Below are 17998 nucleotides of genomic sequence, written 5' to 3'. Positions count from 1 at the left end.
GAAAATTAACTATCTAATTTACGTATTTTAATGAAACCCAGTTGTTTCTTTGAAATTTTTTAACATATGTCAGGCCTTTTTCTGTACAAGAAGCATCAATAAACGGAATGTCTTCTTCATAGAAACCGCTAAACAATATAATGCCGCCTTTATTTAAGCAATCAACATAACTTTGCATGTCATTCAATAAAATGTTACGATTGATGTTTGCAATAATCAGGTCGTAATTTTTACCTGCCAATAAAGCTGCGTCGCCTTCGTAAACGGTAATATGCTTGCAATTATTGCGTTCTGCGTTTTCGATAGAATTCAAATAACACCAGTTATCAATATCGATCGCATCAATTGGTTCAGCCCCTTTCATCTCAGCTAAAATGGCTAAAATTGCAGTTCCGCAACCCATATCAAGAGTTTTAAGACCTCTAACATCCATTTCAAGTAAATGCTGAATCATCATGTGTGTTGTTTCATGGTGGCCAGTTCCAAAACTCATTTTTGGTTCGATTACAATATCAAATTCGGCATCAGTTTTTTCATGAAAAGGAGCACGAACATGACATTTTCCATCTACATCAATCGCTTCAAAATTCTTTTCCCATTCTTCATTCCAGTTTACCTGATCGATTTCTTCAATCGTATATTCAATTTTAAACTCCTCAGATTCTAAGATATAGATGTCATCCAGAATATTCTCATCCCATAAATCTTTTTTCACAAAAGCAGAAATTCCAGTTTCTGTTTCTGTAAAAGTTTCAAACGCTTTTTCGCCTAATTCAGCAATTAAAATTTCTGAACCCGGTTCTTTTGGTTCAATCGTAAAATGATATCCTAAATATATATTCGACATAAATAAATTTTTTGCAAAGGTAAGAATCCAAAGTAGAAGTTGTTCATAAATAATCGACATCCTTACCTTTATTAATGTTAATTTTGATTTGAATTTGTAAGGATTTTTAAAATATGAAGAATATCATTTTTATTTTGCTCTTTGTGGTACTTAATGGAGCAACTTGTGAGAAGGAACATGAAGTAGTAAGATCATTTTGTTATTGGAAAACCGATTTATATTTCCAGAAAGAAGAGGATTCACTGATCAAAGATTTGAAAGTACAGCATATGTATGTTCGTTTTTTTGATGTCGACTGGAATCCTTACGCCAAAGAGCCTCTGCCAGTTGCCACAATTAATGATATAAGGTTAAATGAAAGCAATCCTGAAATAACGCCAAGTATTTTTATAACGAATGAAGTTGTTTTACAATCTAATAAAAAACAACTCGATAGTTTGGCGGCAAGAATTGGAAAACGCATACAGAAAATTGGTGTGAGATTAAATGAAACAAAAGCTGATAAAATCGCAAATGAAATTGTGTATCCAAAGGATTATTACAAACAGGAAAACTATAAACGAATCAACTATGACTCAGTAAAATCAATTGAACTTGCAAAATTAAAAGTTGATTTTAAAGAAATTCTGATTGATTGTGACTGGTCTGAAAAATCAAAAGACAATTATTTTTATCTATTAAAACAAATTAAGAAAGAATTTCCAACTGCGCAGGTTTCAGCAACAATTAGACTCTGGCAATATAAATATGTTGAAAAAGCAGGAATTCCGCCAGTAGATAAAGGTTTGTTGATGTGTTATAACTTGACTAAACCAGACGATTTTAAAGCTAAAAATTCTATAGGAACAAGCGAAGAACTGGCACAATATATTACTCACGATAAATACAAACTAAAACTTGATATTGCGCTGCCATTATATAGTTGGGCAGTTGTTTTTAGGGGAAATCAGTTTAAAGGAATTTTATCAGATTATGATCAGTTAAGAAATGACAGCATTAAATTAAAGAAATCATCAGATACGAAATATATTCTGCAGGATGATGTTTTGGTAGGTCAAACGTATTTGCGAAATGGAGACGAGATCAGGATCGAGAAAATTTCTGAAGAAGAATTAGAGAAAATGATTTCGATTATTACCAGTAAAATTAAGATTGATAATCAGACCAAAGTAACGTTTTTCTCTTTTGATAAAAAATACATCAACGATTATGGAACCCAAAATATATCCAGTTATTATGCGCGTTTTTAGTAGTTTACTTTTAGTTTTAAGCTTTCAGGTTTCTTTTGCCTGTGGCTGGAGTGTTTCGCCGGAAACCAGTCGTCTGGCTTTGTTTAAAGCGCAAAGGGAAAGTTTTTTTAAGCTGACACCCTTCTATTATTCAGCAGATTATTACTATTCGACCAATACTGTTTCTGGTGTTGATCAGGAACTGAATTGCGAGGAATGGAAGAAAAAATTAGGCAATACAATTGATCCTAAAGATGTTCATATCATTTTGTATGAAACAGATGGCGAATTGTTTGAAACAGCTTATGAAAACAAAAACCTAAAAAAGGCGTTCGAAAAAAATACGTTTATAGAAGCTTTATTATTGTCAAAAAACAAAGCGTTTTTAAACTACATTTTGTTTGCAAAAAAGCTGGAATACAACAGCAATACTGATGTAAAATGGGAATCATGGGATCAGGTAGGTTATGGCAGTAAAGATCATAAATTGGCTGATACAGGAGATTTTGAAAAGAAAATAAAAACGACAAAAGATGCTTTCTTAAAGCAGCGATATGCTTTTTTAATGTTAAGATATAGTTTTTACGCTCAGGAAAAAAATGAAGTGATTCGTTTATATGATACTTATTTTGCCGAAAATAAAAACACGATTTTAGAGCCGTGGGCTTTGTATTATAAAGCTTTGTGTTTAGAAGATTTGCCTTTGCAAAATTATTTATTGAGTAGGGTTTTTGCGACTTGCGAAGAGAAATCATTTGCGGTTTTACAGCATTATAACTGGAAATTAACGGAACAAACTTTGGCTCTGGCTCAAAATGACGAAGAACGAAGCGTAATACTTTCTATTGAAAGTTTTCGTAATCCTGCGCCAGATTTGAAGACGATTGAAGAAGTTTATAAATTAAGTCCCAATAGTATCAACTTGAGTTTTTTGATAGGAAGAGAAATCAACAAACTAGAAGACTGGATTTTTACGCCACAATATACCAATAATGGTAGTCCGTCAGTTACATTTGAAGGAACAGACTGGTACGGAAATTATGCAAAAGCAAGAGACGAAAATTTTAATAAAGATATCTCATACTTAAGAGAATTAGAATATTTCCTGATTTCGATTCGTGAACAAACTTCAGGCGGGCAAAAAGAGTATATCACGGCAGCAATTGCACAGCTTTGTTTTATAGATGATGATATTGATTTAGGTAAAAAATATACCAACATGATTTCTGATAAAGCCAATGCATCGATACAAATGCAAAAGAATATTCAACTGGCTTTGGTTTCTTTAAAACAAGATGATCTAAAAAGTGAGAAAGTTCAAAATCAGCTTTTCAAATATTTTGATTCCGTAGAAAGTCTGGTAGAAACAGATCACGGATTGTTTAAGAACCTTTACAGTTTGTATCGTATTGCAAGTGCAGATTTCTATAAAAAAGAAGATCGTGTTACGGCAAATTTACTAATGATGAAATCAGATCTTAAAAACGATGGAGAATATTCAGCTTACAATAATCCTTATTTTTACAGTTATATAGGTTATTTTGACCGTTCTGCAACTGTTGAAGATATGGATCGCCTGATGGCTTTACAGCAAAAAGAAGATAAAACACCTTTTGAGAGATACATTTGTTCCGGAACAATTGCACCCAATATAAATTATTATAAAGACCTTAAAGGTACAATTGCCTTTAGAAATAATAATTTAGAACTGGCTTATGAAACCTTTGCAAGTATGCCAAAAGATTTCTGGGAAAAGAATTATGCGTTTACAGATTATTTAAACGAAGATCCATTTACACCCAAAATCCTGCAAAAAGATAAAGAACGCAAATTTGATTACCGTTTTAACAAAGCCGACTTTATAGCCACGTTAATTCAGTTAAAAAAACAAAATACGGCAGCAAGTAATTTGAAATTGGCACATGCGTATTTTAATGTTTCATATTTAGGAAATTCCTGGATGATGGTTGCGTACGACTGGACATCAGGCGAATCATATGTAGATTATGTTTACGGAGACAATTCTGAGAATGAAAAAACATATCAAAAAGGAAACTATTATAGCCTGACTATGGCTAAAATGTATTATGAGAAAGCCCTGAAAATGTCTAAAAATAATAACGAAAAAGCAATGGCGAGTTTAATGATTTTTGAATGTAATTATTATAATCATTATACTAATATAATTTCTGCCGAAGAAGAAGCTAAAAATCCGTTTAAGGCAGGGAAGGAGCTAATCAATTTTTATTCGGTTTATAAAACCACGGCAACATTTAAAAAATACGATTGTCCTTTGTTGAAAGAATTTATAAACTAAATAAATTTTCACCATATAAGTGATATAAGTAAATTTAAGCTTGACTTTGCGCAAAAACTTTAAATGAACTTATATCACTTATATGGTAAAAAAAACGCTCGCTAATGCGAACGCTTTTAATATTTTTAATCTATGATTAGATGTTTTTAGATTGCAGTAACAATTGCTAAAAAGTCATCTGCTTTTAAAGCAGCTCCTCCAATTAAACCACCGTCTACATCTGGTTTACCAAAAATCTCTTTAGCGTTGTCTGGTTTTACAGAACCACCGTATAAAATAGAAACTTCGTCAGCGATATCAGCTCCAAAAGCTTTACGAACAACTTCTCTGATAAATTCGTGCATTTCCTGTGCTTGTTCTGGTGAAGCAGTTTCTCCAGTTCCAATAGCCCAAACTGGCTCGTATGCTAAAACAACTTTAGACCATGATTCTTTTGCAATTTGAAATAATCCGTCACGCAATTGGTTTTCAACAATATTAAAGTGATTTCCTGATTGACGATCTTTTAATTCTTCTCCAAAACAGAAAATTACAGTTAAGTCATGTTTCAATGCAGTATCTACTTTGTTAGCGATTAAAGCATCAGTTTCGTGAAAAATAGCTCTACGCTCAGAGTGACCAAGAATTACGGTATTTACACCAATACTAGTTAACATATCAGCAGAAATCTCTCCTGTAAAAGCTCCGCCTTCAGCTTGGTGAACATTTTGAGCTGCAACTCCAATAGTTGTATTTTTAACTTTAGCAACAGCTGCCTGTAAGTTTACAAATGTTGGGGCAACAATTACCTGAGCTGTAGTATGAGCTGGTATTTTAGTAATTAATTCGCTTAATAATTCTTCAGTTTGTGCTGCGTTTTTATGCATTTTCCAGTTTCCTGCAACAATCTTTTTTCTCATTTTGGTAGTTTTTATTTTATTTTTTTGTTTTTATTCTTGTTATTAGGGTGATGCCAATATTGATATTGAATTTTTAAATTGCCTTTATGAATTTTATTTCAGGCTTTTTAAAGTTTCATTGATTTTATCAAAGTCAGTTTCAATGGCACGGTATAATACTATTTTACCTGTTTTGTCAACAATAATGTATCTTGGAATCCAATCTAGATCTATAGCTTTTCCAAAAACACCTTTCATACCGTCGTTCATCATAAAATGATCGCCTTTTAAATTGTGTTTTTCAATTCCAATTTTCCATTTATCAGCCGTTTTATCAGCAGAAAGAAACAAGTAAGAAACATCAGGATTATTTTCTTGTAGTTCTTTTACTTTTGGCATTGCTTTTACACAATCACCACACCATGAAGCCCAAACTTCGATTACCAAAGTTTTGCCTTTGTATTTTTTTAATATGTTTTTAAAAGTTACCTGACTATCATCTGTCGATAATAATTTTTCTGATAAAGCTTCTTTAGAAAAACTTGTTTTCTGAGCCTGTGAACATGAAAATGTAATAAATGCAATTACAACTAGGGCTATTTGTTTCATAAGGTGATAATATTTGCTTTTTTATTTAGATTTAAATTCTTTAGATCTTTTGATTTTTTAAGATTTCAATTTCTATTGATTTCATAAAATAAAAACATCCCGAACAAAGTTAAACAAACAAATCGAATGAGAAATGGAGATTAACAAAATTTGAAGACAGCTTTATTTTATCACAAAACGGAAAATTTTGGTTAGAAAAACAATAATGAAATCGTAATAGTAGGCTCAAAAAACTTCAATTTTCCTGTTTTTTGTGCGAAGGGATTTAAAGAGAAATAAAAAAAGGTTCCGTTTTTTTATTAATGAAGAAATTTTACAGATAAAAAAACGTCAGATTGGTGTAAAAAAAGCCTTCAATAAAAACAACCAATAAAACAAAATTAATCGGGATTTACCAAATATATTGAAACATATTGTGCTATTGTATAGTATAAAAAAAAGCGCCAATAAATCTAAGATAGAGATATTGGCGTTCTTTATATTTTTATTATTTTTTAAAGACTATACGATACATCAGATAATTTCAGATCCTTTATATCGTTATAATGAACTTTTTTAATAATAGTTCCTTTTTGAATTACTACAATACTTGGATTTGCTCTTTCTACAGTTTTTAAGGCCGTAGCATCGCAGAAATAAAAGTCAACATCTAAATGGTATTCTTTTTTGGCTTTTGCAATTTCATCAGCTCCGGAAGCTGTCATTGCAATTACTTTGTAACCTTTTGCTTTAGCATCTTTCGTTAAACCTTCCAGTTTTTTCATTCCGTCAGGATTAGACAAAGCAAGATCGTAGGTTACAAAAACTAATAATTTTGGTTCTTTCAATAATTCCTCTTTGTAATCAGAATCATCTTTTACCATTGTAAAATCGTGAATTGGCGGTACATAACCTTCAGTAATTACTTTATCTTTTCTGTCAACAAATTTTGCGCCTTCAGGGATATTAGCCAGATCTTTTTCTGTAAATTCTTTGTCAACACCATTTACTTTATAGATAAAAATCATTTCTACGACAGATTTTGGTGCTCCTTCAGGAATTTCCATTCCTTTCTCGATGTTTGTTCCTACTTTATAAGGACGGAAATCTTTTATAGGATTGTGATTTAAAACCCAAACTGCCATAAAAATGCACAATACAACACTTGCATAAGTAATGATATTGGTTACAGCACTTGAAAATAAAGGTTTTACAAGATTTTTATTAATGAATAAAATAAGAATAAAGAATAACAATACAATATCTTTTGTAAAAGACTCCCAAGGGGTTAAGTGTAAGGCATCTCCAAAACATCCACAATCTTTTACCACATCAAAATAAGCCGAGTAAAAAGTAAGGAATGTAAAGAAGACGATTAATAACAACAGAGCATAAATCGTTAGTTTTGATTTGTAACCTATCAATAACATTACTCCTAAAACTACTTCAAGAATCACTAGAAAAATCGCTAATCCTAAAGCCAATGGTTCTAAAAAAGGCATATTGAAAACCGGTTCGCTAAAATATTCGGCTAACTTATAAGAGAATCCAACCGGATCGTTCAGTTTAATTAATCCGGAAATTATAAATAATACTCCAACGAATAATCTTGAGAATTGAGTAATGATGTTTTTCATGATATACAGTTTAATTTAAATTCCAATTGATTTTTTGGAAATTCTATTCTTTATTTGATGGGTTCAAGGATTAAGGCAAAAACCGAATAATTAATCATATCCTGATAATTAGCATCGATACCTTCAGAAACCAGGGTTTTCCCTTTGTTATCTTCGATTTGCTTTACGCGAAGTAGTTTTTGCAGAATCAAATCAGTCAATGAGCTTACGCGCATATCACGCCAGGCTTCGCCATAATCATGATTTTTTGCTTCCATTAACTCCTTTGTTAATTTGATTTTAGCATCATATAATTCGGTTGCTTTTTCTACATCAAGATCCGGTTGATCAACAACGCCCAATTCTAATTGAATCAAAGCCATAATCGAGTAGTTGATGATTGCGATAAATTCTCCTTTTTCATCTTCATCAACTTTACGGATTTCGTTTTCTTGTAAACTTCTTATTCTTTGTGCTTTTATAAAGATTTGATCTGTCAATGAAGGCAATCTTAAAATGCGCCACGCACTGCCGTAATCTTTCATTTTATTGATAAATAAAGTGCGGCAAACCGTAATTACATTATCATATTCAAGGGAAGTATTCTTCATTTATTGCTGTATATTTGCTAAAATTTCTTCAAAAATAAGGATAATAATAAAGAGTTTCAAGTTTAAGGTTTTCTTTGTTTCAAGTTTTTTCTAAACAAAGTGTTAATGCCAACAACTTGAAACCAGGAAATAATGTGAAAAGTTTCAAGTTTCAGGTTTCAAGTTTTGAAATTCGTGCAATCTGAGTCAACTTGAAACAAATAAAACTTGAAACAAAATAACAAAATGCTCATTAACTGCAAAGGTCAACTTATAGATTTGTCGATTCCCAAAGTAATGGGAATCTTAAATGTTACGCCCAATTCTTTCTTTGATGGAGGAAAATATAAAAATGAAGATGAAGTTATCTCACAAGTAGATAAAATGCTGTCTGAGGGTGCGACATTTATAGATATTGGAGCTTATTCAAGTAAACCAAGCGCTGAGTTTGTAACTGAACAAGAAGAAATTGACCGAATTGTTCCGGCAATAAAATTGATCTTAAAACATTTCCCCAAAGCCTTATTATCGATTGATACATTTAGGTCTCAGGTTGCAAAAGCAAGTATAGAAAGCGGAGCAGCAATTATAAATGATATTGCGGCGGGAGGACTGGATGATAAAATGTTTGATGTTATTGCCCATTATAATGTTCCGTACATTATGATGCACATGCGCGGAAATCCGCAAACGATGCAAAGCCTTACAGAATATGACGATATTGTAAAAGAAATGCTTTTCTATTTTTCAGAAAAAGTAAAAAAAGCAAGAAGCCTCGGAATCAACGATTTGATTCTTGATCCAGGTTTTGGATTTGCAAAAACAACCGATCAGAATTATGAGGTTATGCAAAAAATGGAACTTTTTAATTTATTAGAATTACCTGTTTTAGCCGGAGTTTCGAGAAAATCAATGATTTATAAAACACTTAATATTACAGCACAAGATGCGCTCAACGGAACAACGTTTCTGAATACAATTGCATTGACAAAAGGAGCGAAGATTCTTCGGGTTCACGATGTAAAAGAAGCTGTGGAATGTGTGGAATTGTTTGGTAAAATGAGTTTATAATATTCCAGTTTGTCATTTCGACCGAAGTGAGAAATCACACTCGAAACTCGACAAAGATTGGCAAGTTTCTTTGAAGAAAACTAGTGTGATTTCTCCTTCGTCGAAATGACATACGAGGAGAAAATAATAATGACCACACAGTTTGTGATTTCGACGAAGGAGAAATCTCCGTTGTAAAATCGACAAAGATTGGTTTTTATTTAGAGAGTTTTTTACTAAGATCATAATCTATGTTTTTATTTATTAGCTAATTTAAAAAAGATTAAACATGAAATACGTTACTCTAATTATCGCTTTCCTTCTTTTTTCATGTGGAAAAAAAGAAGACGTTTTACTTCCAAAATCAAACGTAACAATTGTGAAAGATGTTCAGGATCATTCCCCAATTTACATCTTTTTTAAAACCGAAGGAAAAGATACAATTGCAGATGTGAACCGAAAAAACAGTATTATCTCAACCAATTGGATTTTGAATATCGACAAGCGTTTGCCTTTAAAATTGGTAATTCCAGAAGTAATAAAACTACAGGAGAAAAAACGTGCTGATAGTGCCCACAAAAATGAAAATGCCGAAAACTATTATTCGTATGCAGATTCTATCGGGAAAAATTTAGCCTTTTTGCCTTTCACGAAAGTGTATTATAAAATGGAGAAACCAAATAAAGGAAACTTTGTATTTTATTTTAGAAAAGGAAAACAACAGGTTTTGATGGGAAATAAGGAAATAAAAATATCAGATATATTGAAATATTTTTATAGTTTCAAGTTTCAAAAAGTACCAGATCTGGTATTCTTATTTGATAAGAATATGAGTTATGAAGAATATATTCAGAATAAAATTTTACTACAAAAATATGTAACTCACAATCTTGATAAACTTCCGGTAGAATTCATTTTCTAAAACTTGAACCTGAAACTAAGAAAACTTGAAACAAAAAACTATTGATGATGATAAGGTTCATTTCTTAAAATCGTAAATCCTCTATACAATTGTTCGATAAAAAATAAACGGACCATTTGGTGTGAAAATGTCATTAATGAAAGCGAAATCTTGCCTTGTGCTTTGCTGTAAACTGTATCTGAGAATCCGTAAGGACCGCCAATTACAAAGACTAGAGTTTTGATTCCCGAGTTCATTTTCTTTTGTAATTCTTCAGAGAAACCAACACTGGAGAAGTTTTTTCCGTTTTCATCCAATAAAATTAATTGGTCAGTTGGTGTTAATTTGGAGAGAATCAATTCGCCCTCTTTTTCTTTTTGCTGACTTTCAGATAAGTTTTTTACGTTTTTGATATCCGGAATAATCTCCAAATCAAATTTGATGTAAAAGGACAAACGTTTGGTATAATCGTCAATCAAAGTCTGAAGCGATTTATTATCTGTTTTGCCAATGGCGATAAGTTTGATATTCATTTGTTTGTTTTTTTTGCCACGACTCGAATGATAGTGAACAGGCGAAGCAATTGCACGAATTAGCATAAATTTTTAAAGCGTAAAATCGGCGTAAACCAGTTCAATCTGTAAAAATCCGTGGGCTATTTTTTATAGATAAAAACAGTTTCAAAATGTTCAACAACAGGAAACGGTTCGTAATAATGATGCAACATCTTTTTCCATTCCAGATAAGCTTCAGAATTTCTGAAACCTACTGTATGATCTTCAAGCGTATTCCAGTCAACTAATAAAAGATATTTGTTTTCGACTTCAAGACATTTTTCTAATCGATGTCCCAAATAACCATGAATCGACGAAATGTATTGACTTGCTTTGATGAAATCAGTTTCAAATTGAGTCACAAAATCTGGTTTTACATAAAGAAATACAGCTTCTAGAATCATAATTATATTCTTTTTATCTGCTTGATCTGCTAAATCTGCGAGAGGTAATTTTTTTCTCGCAGATTTAGCAGATCAAGCAGATTTTATTTAAAGCATTCAGAAATAAAAAATCTGCATTAATCTGTTCAATCTGTTTAAATCTGCGTGCAATTTCTCAACGATTAAACATTCTAGTTCTTAGAAAATTTAGATTCAAAAGTTTTAAATCTTGCATCCAAATCCTTCACTAATTGCTTTTTTACTGATGCATCCTGAATAAAACTATAATTGATACTGTTGTAAACATATTGTTTTATGATTGCATACGAAACATCAGGATATCTTTTTGCTAATAAAACATATTGTTCAGTCATATTTGTTCTTAAGATTCCGGCGTCGTCTGTACTAATTACGATTGGCACATTAAATTCTTTGTAAAGTGTAAAAGGATGTCTGTTTTCTTTTACTTTCAAAATGAATTCGTTACTCGTCAAATTAATCTCGATCGGAATATTATTTTTTGCCATATAACGCAACAAATCGTATGAATTTGCTTCGTAAGCAATATCAACTCCGTGACCAATTCTGTTTGCTCCGGCAACATAAATTGCATCGTTTATATGCCACGTTAAATCTTCTGGCTGAACTAATCCTAAAGTTAATTCTCCTGCATGAAGTGTATATTTTACGTCTGGATATTTAGAATGACAGTATTTAAACATTACCATGTGTAACCAATAATCTTTCATAGAGTTTTCGCCATGTTCCGGAGAAACAATGTTTACACCAGCAAGCAATTTACTGTCGTTTGCAGAGATAAAAGCGATTGTCAGGTTTTTGAATAAATCAACCGGATCCATAAAACGAAGCACAAAATTTTGATAACGCATTGTAAAACGGTTATCGTCAATTTTTAAGTCTTTATGAAGTTTTGCAATAAAGTTAGTGTTGAAATCTGCAGCATATTTTTTGGCGTCTTTTTGCTGAAGAGATTTATACAATTCGTCTAAAAGTTTTAGAACTGCTTTTTCGTCTTTTAGACTTGCCGCCTGGCGTAATTTTGTATTGAAATCTGTTAAGTCAGAAACATTCATATCACACGGAATCGTTGATAATTGGGTTTCGATATAACTTACATTTTCAGCAAGAGCACGTTTTTTTAATTCTAGCATTCCTTCTGCAAAATGACCTTGAATAGTAGGTTCGAATTTCATAAAAGAATCAAAAAACTGATCGTCAGAAGGAACAGAACCGTTATAATCTTTAACAGACCAGGTTTGCATGACTTGTTGTTCGTAAAAAGCCAGTTTTCCTTCGTTTTTAAGAGTGGAGAAAGTTTGCCAGTTTCCTTTTTCAGGTTTAGTTTTCGAAACCGCCATAGTTTCTAAATTCAAATAAAAATCTTCTGCAATTGCTCTTTCTAAAAGAGGTTCTGCATAAATTGATCCTGAAAAATGATGGTGTAAATCGCCGCCTTTAGGCATTTGTTGAAAAAAAGCTGTTAAGAGAGCTTCGTTATTTCTAATTTTTTCTAAATAGTTTTCAGCCGTTTGAGAAAAGCCAATTTGTGCTATAAAAAAACAGAAAAGTGTAATTATCCTCGTCATACTCTAAGTTTAAATTACATGCAAATATAATGGTTTTTGAGGAGATTTTAAAATTGATTTTTACAGTGGCTGATTTTTACCGCAAAGAGCGCAAGGTTTTTTATCTGTAAGACTTAATACCAAACACAAAGTTCGCAAAGCTTTGTCTGAAAAACTTTGCGAACTTTGCGTAATTCTTTGCGAACTTTGCGGTTAAAAAAATCTTAGTCCCGAAGCTTCGGGATAGCAACTCAGAACCTTAGTACCTTTAAGAGAACAATACATCACGAATTTCTTCTACTTTATCAAAAACGCTTTTTGCAAAAGGACAAAGCGGAATAATTTTTACATTGTTGGTTCTGGCGTATTCTACGGCTGCCATAACCAGTTTTTTACCAACGCCTTTTCCGTTAAAATCCGGACTTACTTCAGTGTGATCAATGATGAATTTTGATTCTCCAGCCCATGTATAAGTCATTTTTCCAGCTTCTTTTCCGTCTTCTATGGCTTCAAAATAGCCTCTTCTTGTATCGTTTGTTTGTTGAATTTCCATTATAAGTTATATTAATGTGGTTTTAATTTCGATTGAATGTGTTAGTACTTTATGAATTGGGCAACTATTAGCAATTGTTTCTAATCGTTGTCTTTGTGTTTCGTCAATTTCACCAATTACTTCGATTTTTCTTGTAAATAGAGAAACATTTCGGTCTGAATCCCTGTCAAAATCAATTTTGACATTTATTTCTGACACATTCCATTCCTTGCGATTAATATACATTCGCAAAGTAATTACGGTGCAGGAAGCTAATGATGCTGCTAAAAGTTCTGTTGGATTTAAACCTAAGTTTTTACCGCCCAATTCCTGAGGCTCATCAGAAATTAAAATATTTTCACTGGCTGATTTTATTTCCGTTCGATACAATCGAGTATCAATTTGTGCTGATATAGTATCCATATATTATTTACTTCTTGGTTGAGGTAAAGGCACAAATTCAGTTTCACCCGGAACTTTTGGGAAAGTTTGTTCTGTCCAGTCTTTTTTTGCTTTTTCTAATAGTTCTTTATCTGAGGAAACGAAATTCCAAAATATAAAATGCTCTTCCGGAAAAGGAGTTCCTCCAAAAATGTAAACGGTTGAATTTTCAGAAATTTCAAACTCGCATAAAGTACTGTCGTTTGTAATTAAAATTTGTTTTGGATCGTAAACGTGTTCACCGCTTTTGATACTTCCTTCGAGAATATACAAACCGCTTTCGCCAAATAAATGCTGTCCAATATTTATTTTTTTAGCTTCGGTACTTTTAATCTCAATAAAATATAACGGACTATAAACCGGAACCGGTGATTTTTTTCCAAAAGCTTCTCCGGCAATTAGTTTATATGAAACACCATCTTCTTCCCAAGCCGGGATATCATCTGCTTCTACATGGGCAAAATTAGGGTCCATTTGCTCTAATTCTTTCGGTAATGCAACCCAAATTTGCAATCCGTGAAGCATTTTGTCTGAATGTCTTAAATATTCAGGAGTTCTCTCAGAATGTACGATTCCTTTTCCGGCAGTCATCCAGTTTACGGCGCCTGGTTTTATTTCTAATTCGGTTCCTAAACTATCGCGGTGCATAATGCTTCCTTCAAACAAAAATGTCAAAGTCGAAAGTCCGATGTGCGGATGCGGCGGAACATCCATATTTTCATGATCACTTAAATGTGCAGGTCCCATATGATCGATAAAAACAAATGGTCCAACGGCTCTTTTTTCACGGAAAGGCAATAATCTGCCTACCATAAAATTGCCAATGTTGGCAGCGCGTTCTTCGATAATTAAACTAATATTTGACATGGTTATTTTGATTTGATTTGAAAACAAAATTACAGTTGTGATAGCAATCTGTAACTTAATTTAGATTAAGAAAAGTGTTTAGTATTATTTATAAAAGTAAGGAAAATCGTTGATTAAGTTTTTAGGTGTTTGTTAAATTTAAAGTTTATTCAGTCCCATTGGGACGAAGTATTTATAAATAAGAAAATAGTTTCCATAAAGCCCCGGCGGGGTGAAATAAATATGTCGCTCCGTTGGAGCTTTTTTTGGTGTGATACTATTTTCTATAAGTATTTTGCTCCCGCTGGTGCATGAACATTTAAATGATGTAATTAATCAACTAATTCAAATTCTAAAACTTCACTTTCAGTTCCGTTAATAATAATCGACAATTGATGAATTCCGGTATGAAAAACGCGAGTTGTAATTATTTTGAAAGACTGATTTCGATCGACCTTAATCAATTGATTGGGCAAATAGTTTTTCTCGCTGATTTTGAAGACTTTTTTAGCCAGATGTCCTTTTGCTTTTTTATAATGAACGGCATATTCCAGACGAATGGTTTTAGTTTCTTCGTTTTTATTATTTAAGTGAAATTGAAACTGTAGATAATCACCAATTTTTACCACAGGTGTTTTAATTTCAAAATCAGAAAGCTCAATATTAGTGCTTTCTAAGCCATAATGACTCAGGATTTCAGGATGTCCCTGTTTTAATAAAGTACGAGCACCGTGTTTGATGATTCCGTCAGTTTCAGGACTTGTTCCGCGCCATTTTCCGGCAATTTCTAATACAATTTGAGGATTATCTTTGGCAATATCATTTAGATTATTCGCAACGCTTCGGCGAACATATTCTGAAGGATCATTTTTAAGGTTTTCTAAAATAGGCAGGATAGAAACAGGGTCTTTTTTCAGGAACGGAATTGCCATTGCCCAAGGTAATCTGGGGCGGCTTCCTTCGCTGGATAATCTTCGAACATGATGATTTTCATGCAAAGACCATTTTATCATCTCATAGATCATTTTTTCTTTATATTTTAAAATAAACGGACGAACAGCAAACTCGCAACTAATAAATTGTGTAATAGAAACAAAGGCTTTTGTCGAAGTTTTGAAATCATCCAAACCATACATTTCGATATAATCAGCAAAAAATATAAAGGCCAGATTTCCTTCTGTAAACTTATTTTTCTTAAGATTTTCTATGATTTTATCAATTAACGAAACGGCTTCGGTAAAATTTTCAGGCATAAATTGATGTAAAACAATCGTAGTATGTTTCATGCGATCCTTCCATTCTTTTTGAGTGAAATCACCTTCATAAATGGTTTCAATAAATTTTTGTTTATCGAATGTCGGATGCACTTCGGCTACAGCCTGACTGAATTTTTCGTAAAAAGCAACGGAGTAAATATCTTTAATTAATCCCATAATTTATTTGAATGAACCTCAAAGATATTTAATGTTTGCAATTAAAATTATAGATTCTAATTAAAATTTTAAACACAATAGAAACAAAGATTTTAGAATTATATACAAAAGAGACCTAAAAAAAAATCTAGATTTTTAACACATAGCTGAAAGGATTGGTTATGTAATTAATGCAAGTAAAACGCTTGTTTAAGAAATTTGAATACTATGTTTCTATGTGTTAAAAAAAACAGGAGTTTTACCTCTAACTTAAATTGAAATTTCTAGTCTTAATTTTTTTTTGGAGAAGGTTAACTTTTAAATCCACAAAATATATCCTACTTTAGCATCTTATAAAATGTAATAAAAATGATTAGCGAAGTACAATTTCAAACCGAATTACAACTATTGATCAGCAATGCAATTCGAGAAGATGTAGGCACGGGCGATTATAGTTCGTTAGCGTGTATTCCTGAAACGGCTCATGGTCAAGCCAAATTATTGGTAAAAGATCAGGGGATTATTGCGGGTGTTGCGCTTGCAAAAATGATTTTTGAGTTTGTAGATCCTAAATTAAAAATCAAGACTTATATAGAAGACGGAACGCATGTAGAATATGGCGATGTTGTTTTTGAAGTTTCAGGAAGTTCTCAGTCTATTTTAAAGTCAGAGAGAGTTGTTTTGAATACCATGCAGCGTATGTCTGCTATTGCTACAAAAACAAATCAGTATGTACAGCTATTAGAAGGAACCGGTGCAAAAATATTAGATACACGTAAAACAACTCCAAATTTCAGGGCAGCAGAAAAATGGGCTGTAAAAATTGGAGGAGGAGAGAACCACCGTTTTGCTTTGTATGATATGGTAATGCTGAAAGACAATCATATTGATTTTGCAGGCGGAATAACTTTGGCAATAAAGAAAACCAAAGAATATCTAAAAGCCAATAATTTAGATTTAAAAATTATAGTTGAAGCCAGAAATCTGGACGAAATTCGTGAAATCCTTTTAAGTGATGGTGTGCACAGAATTTTGATCGATAACTTTAATTATGAAGATACCAAAACCGCAGTTGAGTTAATTGGTACTAAATGCCAAACAGAATCTTCCGGAAATATCAACGAAAAAACAATTCGTGAATATGGTTTATGTGGTGTAAATTATATTTCGTCAGGTGCTTTGACACATTCAGTTTACAACATGGATTTGAGTTTAAAAGCCTTTTAATTTAATTGTTAGTTATTAATTCTTAGTTGTTAATTTCAACAATCCAACAATCCAGTAATCCAAAAATCTAAAAATTATGTCTCAAGAGATAGAAGATCGGATTGAAAAGCTTCCTGTAATACGTACTCTTGCCCGGCTTTTAAAGAGAATAAAACTGCCTTGGCTGGAAGGATTTTCCCTATATGATTTGCTTGAAATGTATACAATGGGTATTCTCGAAGGTGCATTTTCGTATCATGCAAGTGCGGTTTCGTTTAGTTTTTTTATGGCCTTGTTTCCTTTTGCACTGTTTATTTTAAACTTGATTCCGTTTATTCCAATAGAAAATTTTCAGGCAGATTTTCTGCAGTTCGTGCAGCAAAGTGTTCCTCCAAATACCTATGATGCCATTAGTAAAATTATTAGTGATATCTTAAATAATAGTCACTCAGGATTACTTTCGTCAGGTTTTTTGCTTTCTATATTTTTGATGGCAAATGGTATTAATGGAATTTTAAGCGGGTTTGAATCCTCGAAACATGTTTTTGATAAACGTGGATTTTTTAGTCAATATTTGGTAGCATTGGCGATATCGCTTGTCATGACTATAATATTGTTTGTAACAGTTGCTACTATTGTTGTTTTTGAGGTATTTATTCAAAAAACAATTATTCAGGATGTTCTTAGTGATCGTATTCCGTTGATTATTTTAGGACGATATTTGTTTGTGATCTTAATGATTTTGATAACATCTTCAATATTATTGCGTTATGGTACAAAACAATATAATAAAGTACCTTTTATAAGTATTGGATCTGTTTTTACAACGATCTTAATTGTTATATCTTCGTTCTTTTTTGGGATTTGGGTTATAAAATTCTCAAAATACAACGAACTTTATGGTTCAATTGGTACATTATTAATTCTAATGTTTTATATTTGGATAAACTGTATGATTCTGCTTTTGGGGTTCGAATTGAATGCTTCTATCAGAAAATTAAAACAAAAAAAAGATAAATAAT

The 17998-nt window shown here is 32.1% G+C and carries 18 protein-coding genes; 6 read left to right on the top strand and 12 right to left on the bottom strand.

What is annotated here, in order from left to right; translation table 11 throughout:
* Positions 1-13 precede the first annotated feature (13 nt).
* Positions 14-847 (bottom strand): 50S ribosomal protein L11 methyltransferase, encoded by an 834-nt coding sequence (gene prmA, locus BXU01_RS02190; protein WP_083691497.1) that lies wholly within the window; start codon positions 845-847, stop codon positions 14-16.
* A 113-nt stretch (positions 848-960) separates the two neighbouring features.
* Here prmA and BXU01_RS02185 point away from each other — a divergent pair, with 113 nt between their 5' ends.
* Positions 961-2097 carry a hypothetical protein gene (locus BXU01_RS02185; protein WP_083691496.1) on the top strand — a complete coding sequence of 379 codons (1137 nt, stop codon included), beginning with the start codon at positions 961-963 and terminating at the stop codon, positions 2095-2097.
* Entirely contained in the window at positions 2057-4393 is a 2337-nt protein-coding gene (locus BXU01_RS02180) for a hypothetical protein (RefSeq protein WP_083691495.1), read from the top strand. The genes BXU01_RS02185 and BXU01_RS02180 overlap by 41 nt, the downstream gene beginning before the upstream one ends.
* Positions 4394-4539: 146 nt before the next feature.
* Here BXU01_RS02180 and tpiA read toward each other — a convergent pair whose 3' ends face one another.
* The 4 genes from tpiA to BXU01_RS02160 all read right to left on the bottom strand — a co-directional run bounded on the left by tpiA (position 4540) and on the right by BXU01_RS02160 (position 8086).
* Entirely contained in the window at positions 4540-5292 is a 753-nt protein-coding gene (tpiA, locus tag BXU01_RS02175; RefSeq protein ID WP_083691494.1) for a triose-phosphate isomerase, read from the bottom strand.
* Between the two features lie 93 nt (positions 5293-5385).
* Positions 5386-5880, bottom strand: a complete 495-nt coding sequence (locus BXU01_RS02170; protein WP_083691493.1) for a TlpA disulfide reductase family protein — start codon at positions 5878-5880, stop codon at positions 5386-5388.
* A 494-nt stretch (positions 5881-6374) separates the two neighbouring features.
* Positions 6375-7496: a BT_3928 family protein gene (locus tag BXU01_RS02165; RefSeq protein ID WP_083691492.1), complete on the bottom strand. Its 1122-nt coding sequence runs from the start codon at positions 7494-7496 to the stop codon at positions 6375-6377.
* Between the two features lie 50 nt (positions 7497-7546).
* Positions 7547-8086 carry a DUF1599 domain-containing protein gene (locus BXU01_RS02160; protein WP_083691491.1) on the bottom strand — a complete coding sequence of 180 codons (540 nt, stop codon included), beginning with the start codon at positions 8084-8086 and terminating at the stop codon, positions 7547-7549.
* A 225-nt stretch (positions 8087-8311) separates the two neighbouring features.
* Here BXU01_RS02160 and folP point away from each other — a divergent pair, with 225 nt between their 5' ends.
* Both folP and BXU01_RS02150 read left to right on the top strand, forming a co-directional pair.
* The gene (gene folP, locus BXU01_RS02155) at positions 8312-9136 is read left to right on the top strand and encodes a dihydropteroate synthase (RefSeq protein ID WP_083691490.1); all 825 of its coding nucleotides are present in this window, start codon (positions 8312-8314) and stop codon (positions 9134-9136) included.
* Positions 9137-9404: 268 nt separating this feature from the next.
* Positions 9405-10037 (top strand): hypothetical protein, encoded by a 633-nt coding sequence (locus tag BXU01_RS02150; protein WP_083691489.1) that lies wholly within the window; start codon positions 9405-9407, stop codon positions 10035-10037.
* Positions 10038-10075: 38 nt separating this feature from the next.
* On the opposite strand, the gene rlmH is transcribed toward BXU01_RS02150, so the two are convergent.
* The 7 genes from rlmH to BXU01_RS02115 all read right to left on the bottom strand — a co-directional run bounded on the left by rlmH (position 10076) and on the right by BXU01_RS02115 (position 15791).
* Complete coding sequence (gene rlmH, locus BXU01_RS02145; RefSeq protein ID WP_029269532.1) at positions 10076-10549, bottom strand: 23S rRNA (pseudouridine(1915)-N(3))-methyltransferase RlmH; 474 nt, start codon at positions 10547-10549, stop codon at positions 10076-10078.
* Between the two features lie 122 nt (positions 10550-10671).
* A complete protein-coding gene (locus BXU01_RS02140) occupies positions 10672-10974 on the bottom strand; it encodes an antibiotic biosynthesis monooxygenase (RefSeq protein WP_083691488.1) in 303 nt (100 codons plus the stop codon).
* Between the two features lie 170 nt (positions 10975-11144).
* Positions 11145-12560: an adenosine deaminase gene (locus BXU01_RS02135; RefSeq protein ID WP_083691487.1), complete on the bottom strand. Its 1416-nt coding sequence runs from the start codon at positions 12558-12560 to the stop codon at positions 11145-11147.
* Between the two features lie 247 nt (positions 12561-12807).
* Positions 12808-13092, bottom strand: a complete 285-nt coding sequence (locus BXU01_RS02130) for a GNAT family N-acetyltransferase (protein WP_083691486.1) — start codon at positions 13090-13092, stop codon at positions 12808-12810.
* Positions 13093-13098: 6 nt separating this feature from the next.
* The gene (locus BXU01_RS02125) at positions 13099-13494 is read right to left on the bottom strand and encodes an OsmC family protein (protein WP_083691485.1); all 396 of its coding nucleotides are present in this window, start codon (positions 13492-13494) and stop codon (positions 13099-13101) included.
* Between the two features lie 3 nt (positions 13495-13497).
* Positions 13498-14379, bottom strand: a complete 882-nt coding sequence (locus BXU01_RS02120; protein WP_083691484.1) for a pirin family protein — start codon at positions 14377-14379, stop codon at positions 13498-13500.
* 311 nt (positions 14380-14690) lie between these two features.
* Positions 14691-15791: a DNA alkylation repair protein gene (locus tag BXU01_RS02115; RefSeq protein WP_083691483.1), complete on the bottom strand. Its 1101-nt coding sequence runs from the start codon at positions 15789-15791 to the stop codon at positions 14691-14693.
* Between the two features lie 348 nt (positions 15792-16139).
* Here BXU01_RS02115 and nadC point away from each other — a divergent pair, with 348 nt between their 5' ends.
* Both nadC and BXU01_RS02105 read left to right on the top strand, forming a co-directional pair.
* Positions 16140-16997: a carboxylating nicotinate-nucleotide diphosphorylase gene (nadC, locus tag BXU01_RS02110; protein WP_083691482.1), complete on the top strand. Its 858-nt coding sequence runs from the start codon at positions 16140-16142 to the stop codon at positions 16995-16997.
* 76 nt (positions 16998-17073) lie between these two features.
* A complete protein-coding gene (locus BXU01_RS02105; protein WP_083691481.1) occupies positions 17074-17997 on the top strand; it encodes a YihY/virulence factor BrkB family protein in 924 nt (307 codons plus the stop codon).
* Position 17998: the final 1 nt, after the last annotated feature.

Source organism: [Flexibacter] sp. ATCC 35103 (genome assembly GCF_001975985.1).
In the GTDB taxonomy this organism is placed as follows: domain Bacteria; phylum Bacteroidota; class Bacteroidia; order Flavobacteriales; family Flavobacteriaceae; genus Flavobacterium.
This window is presented reverse-complemented; position numbering and strand designations above follow the sequence as displayed.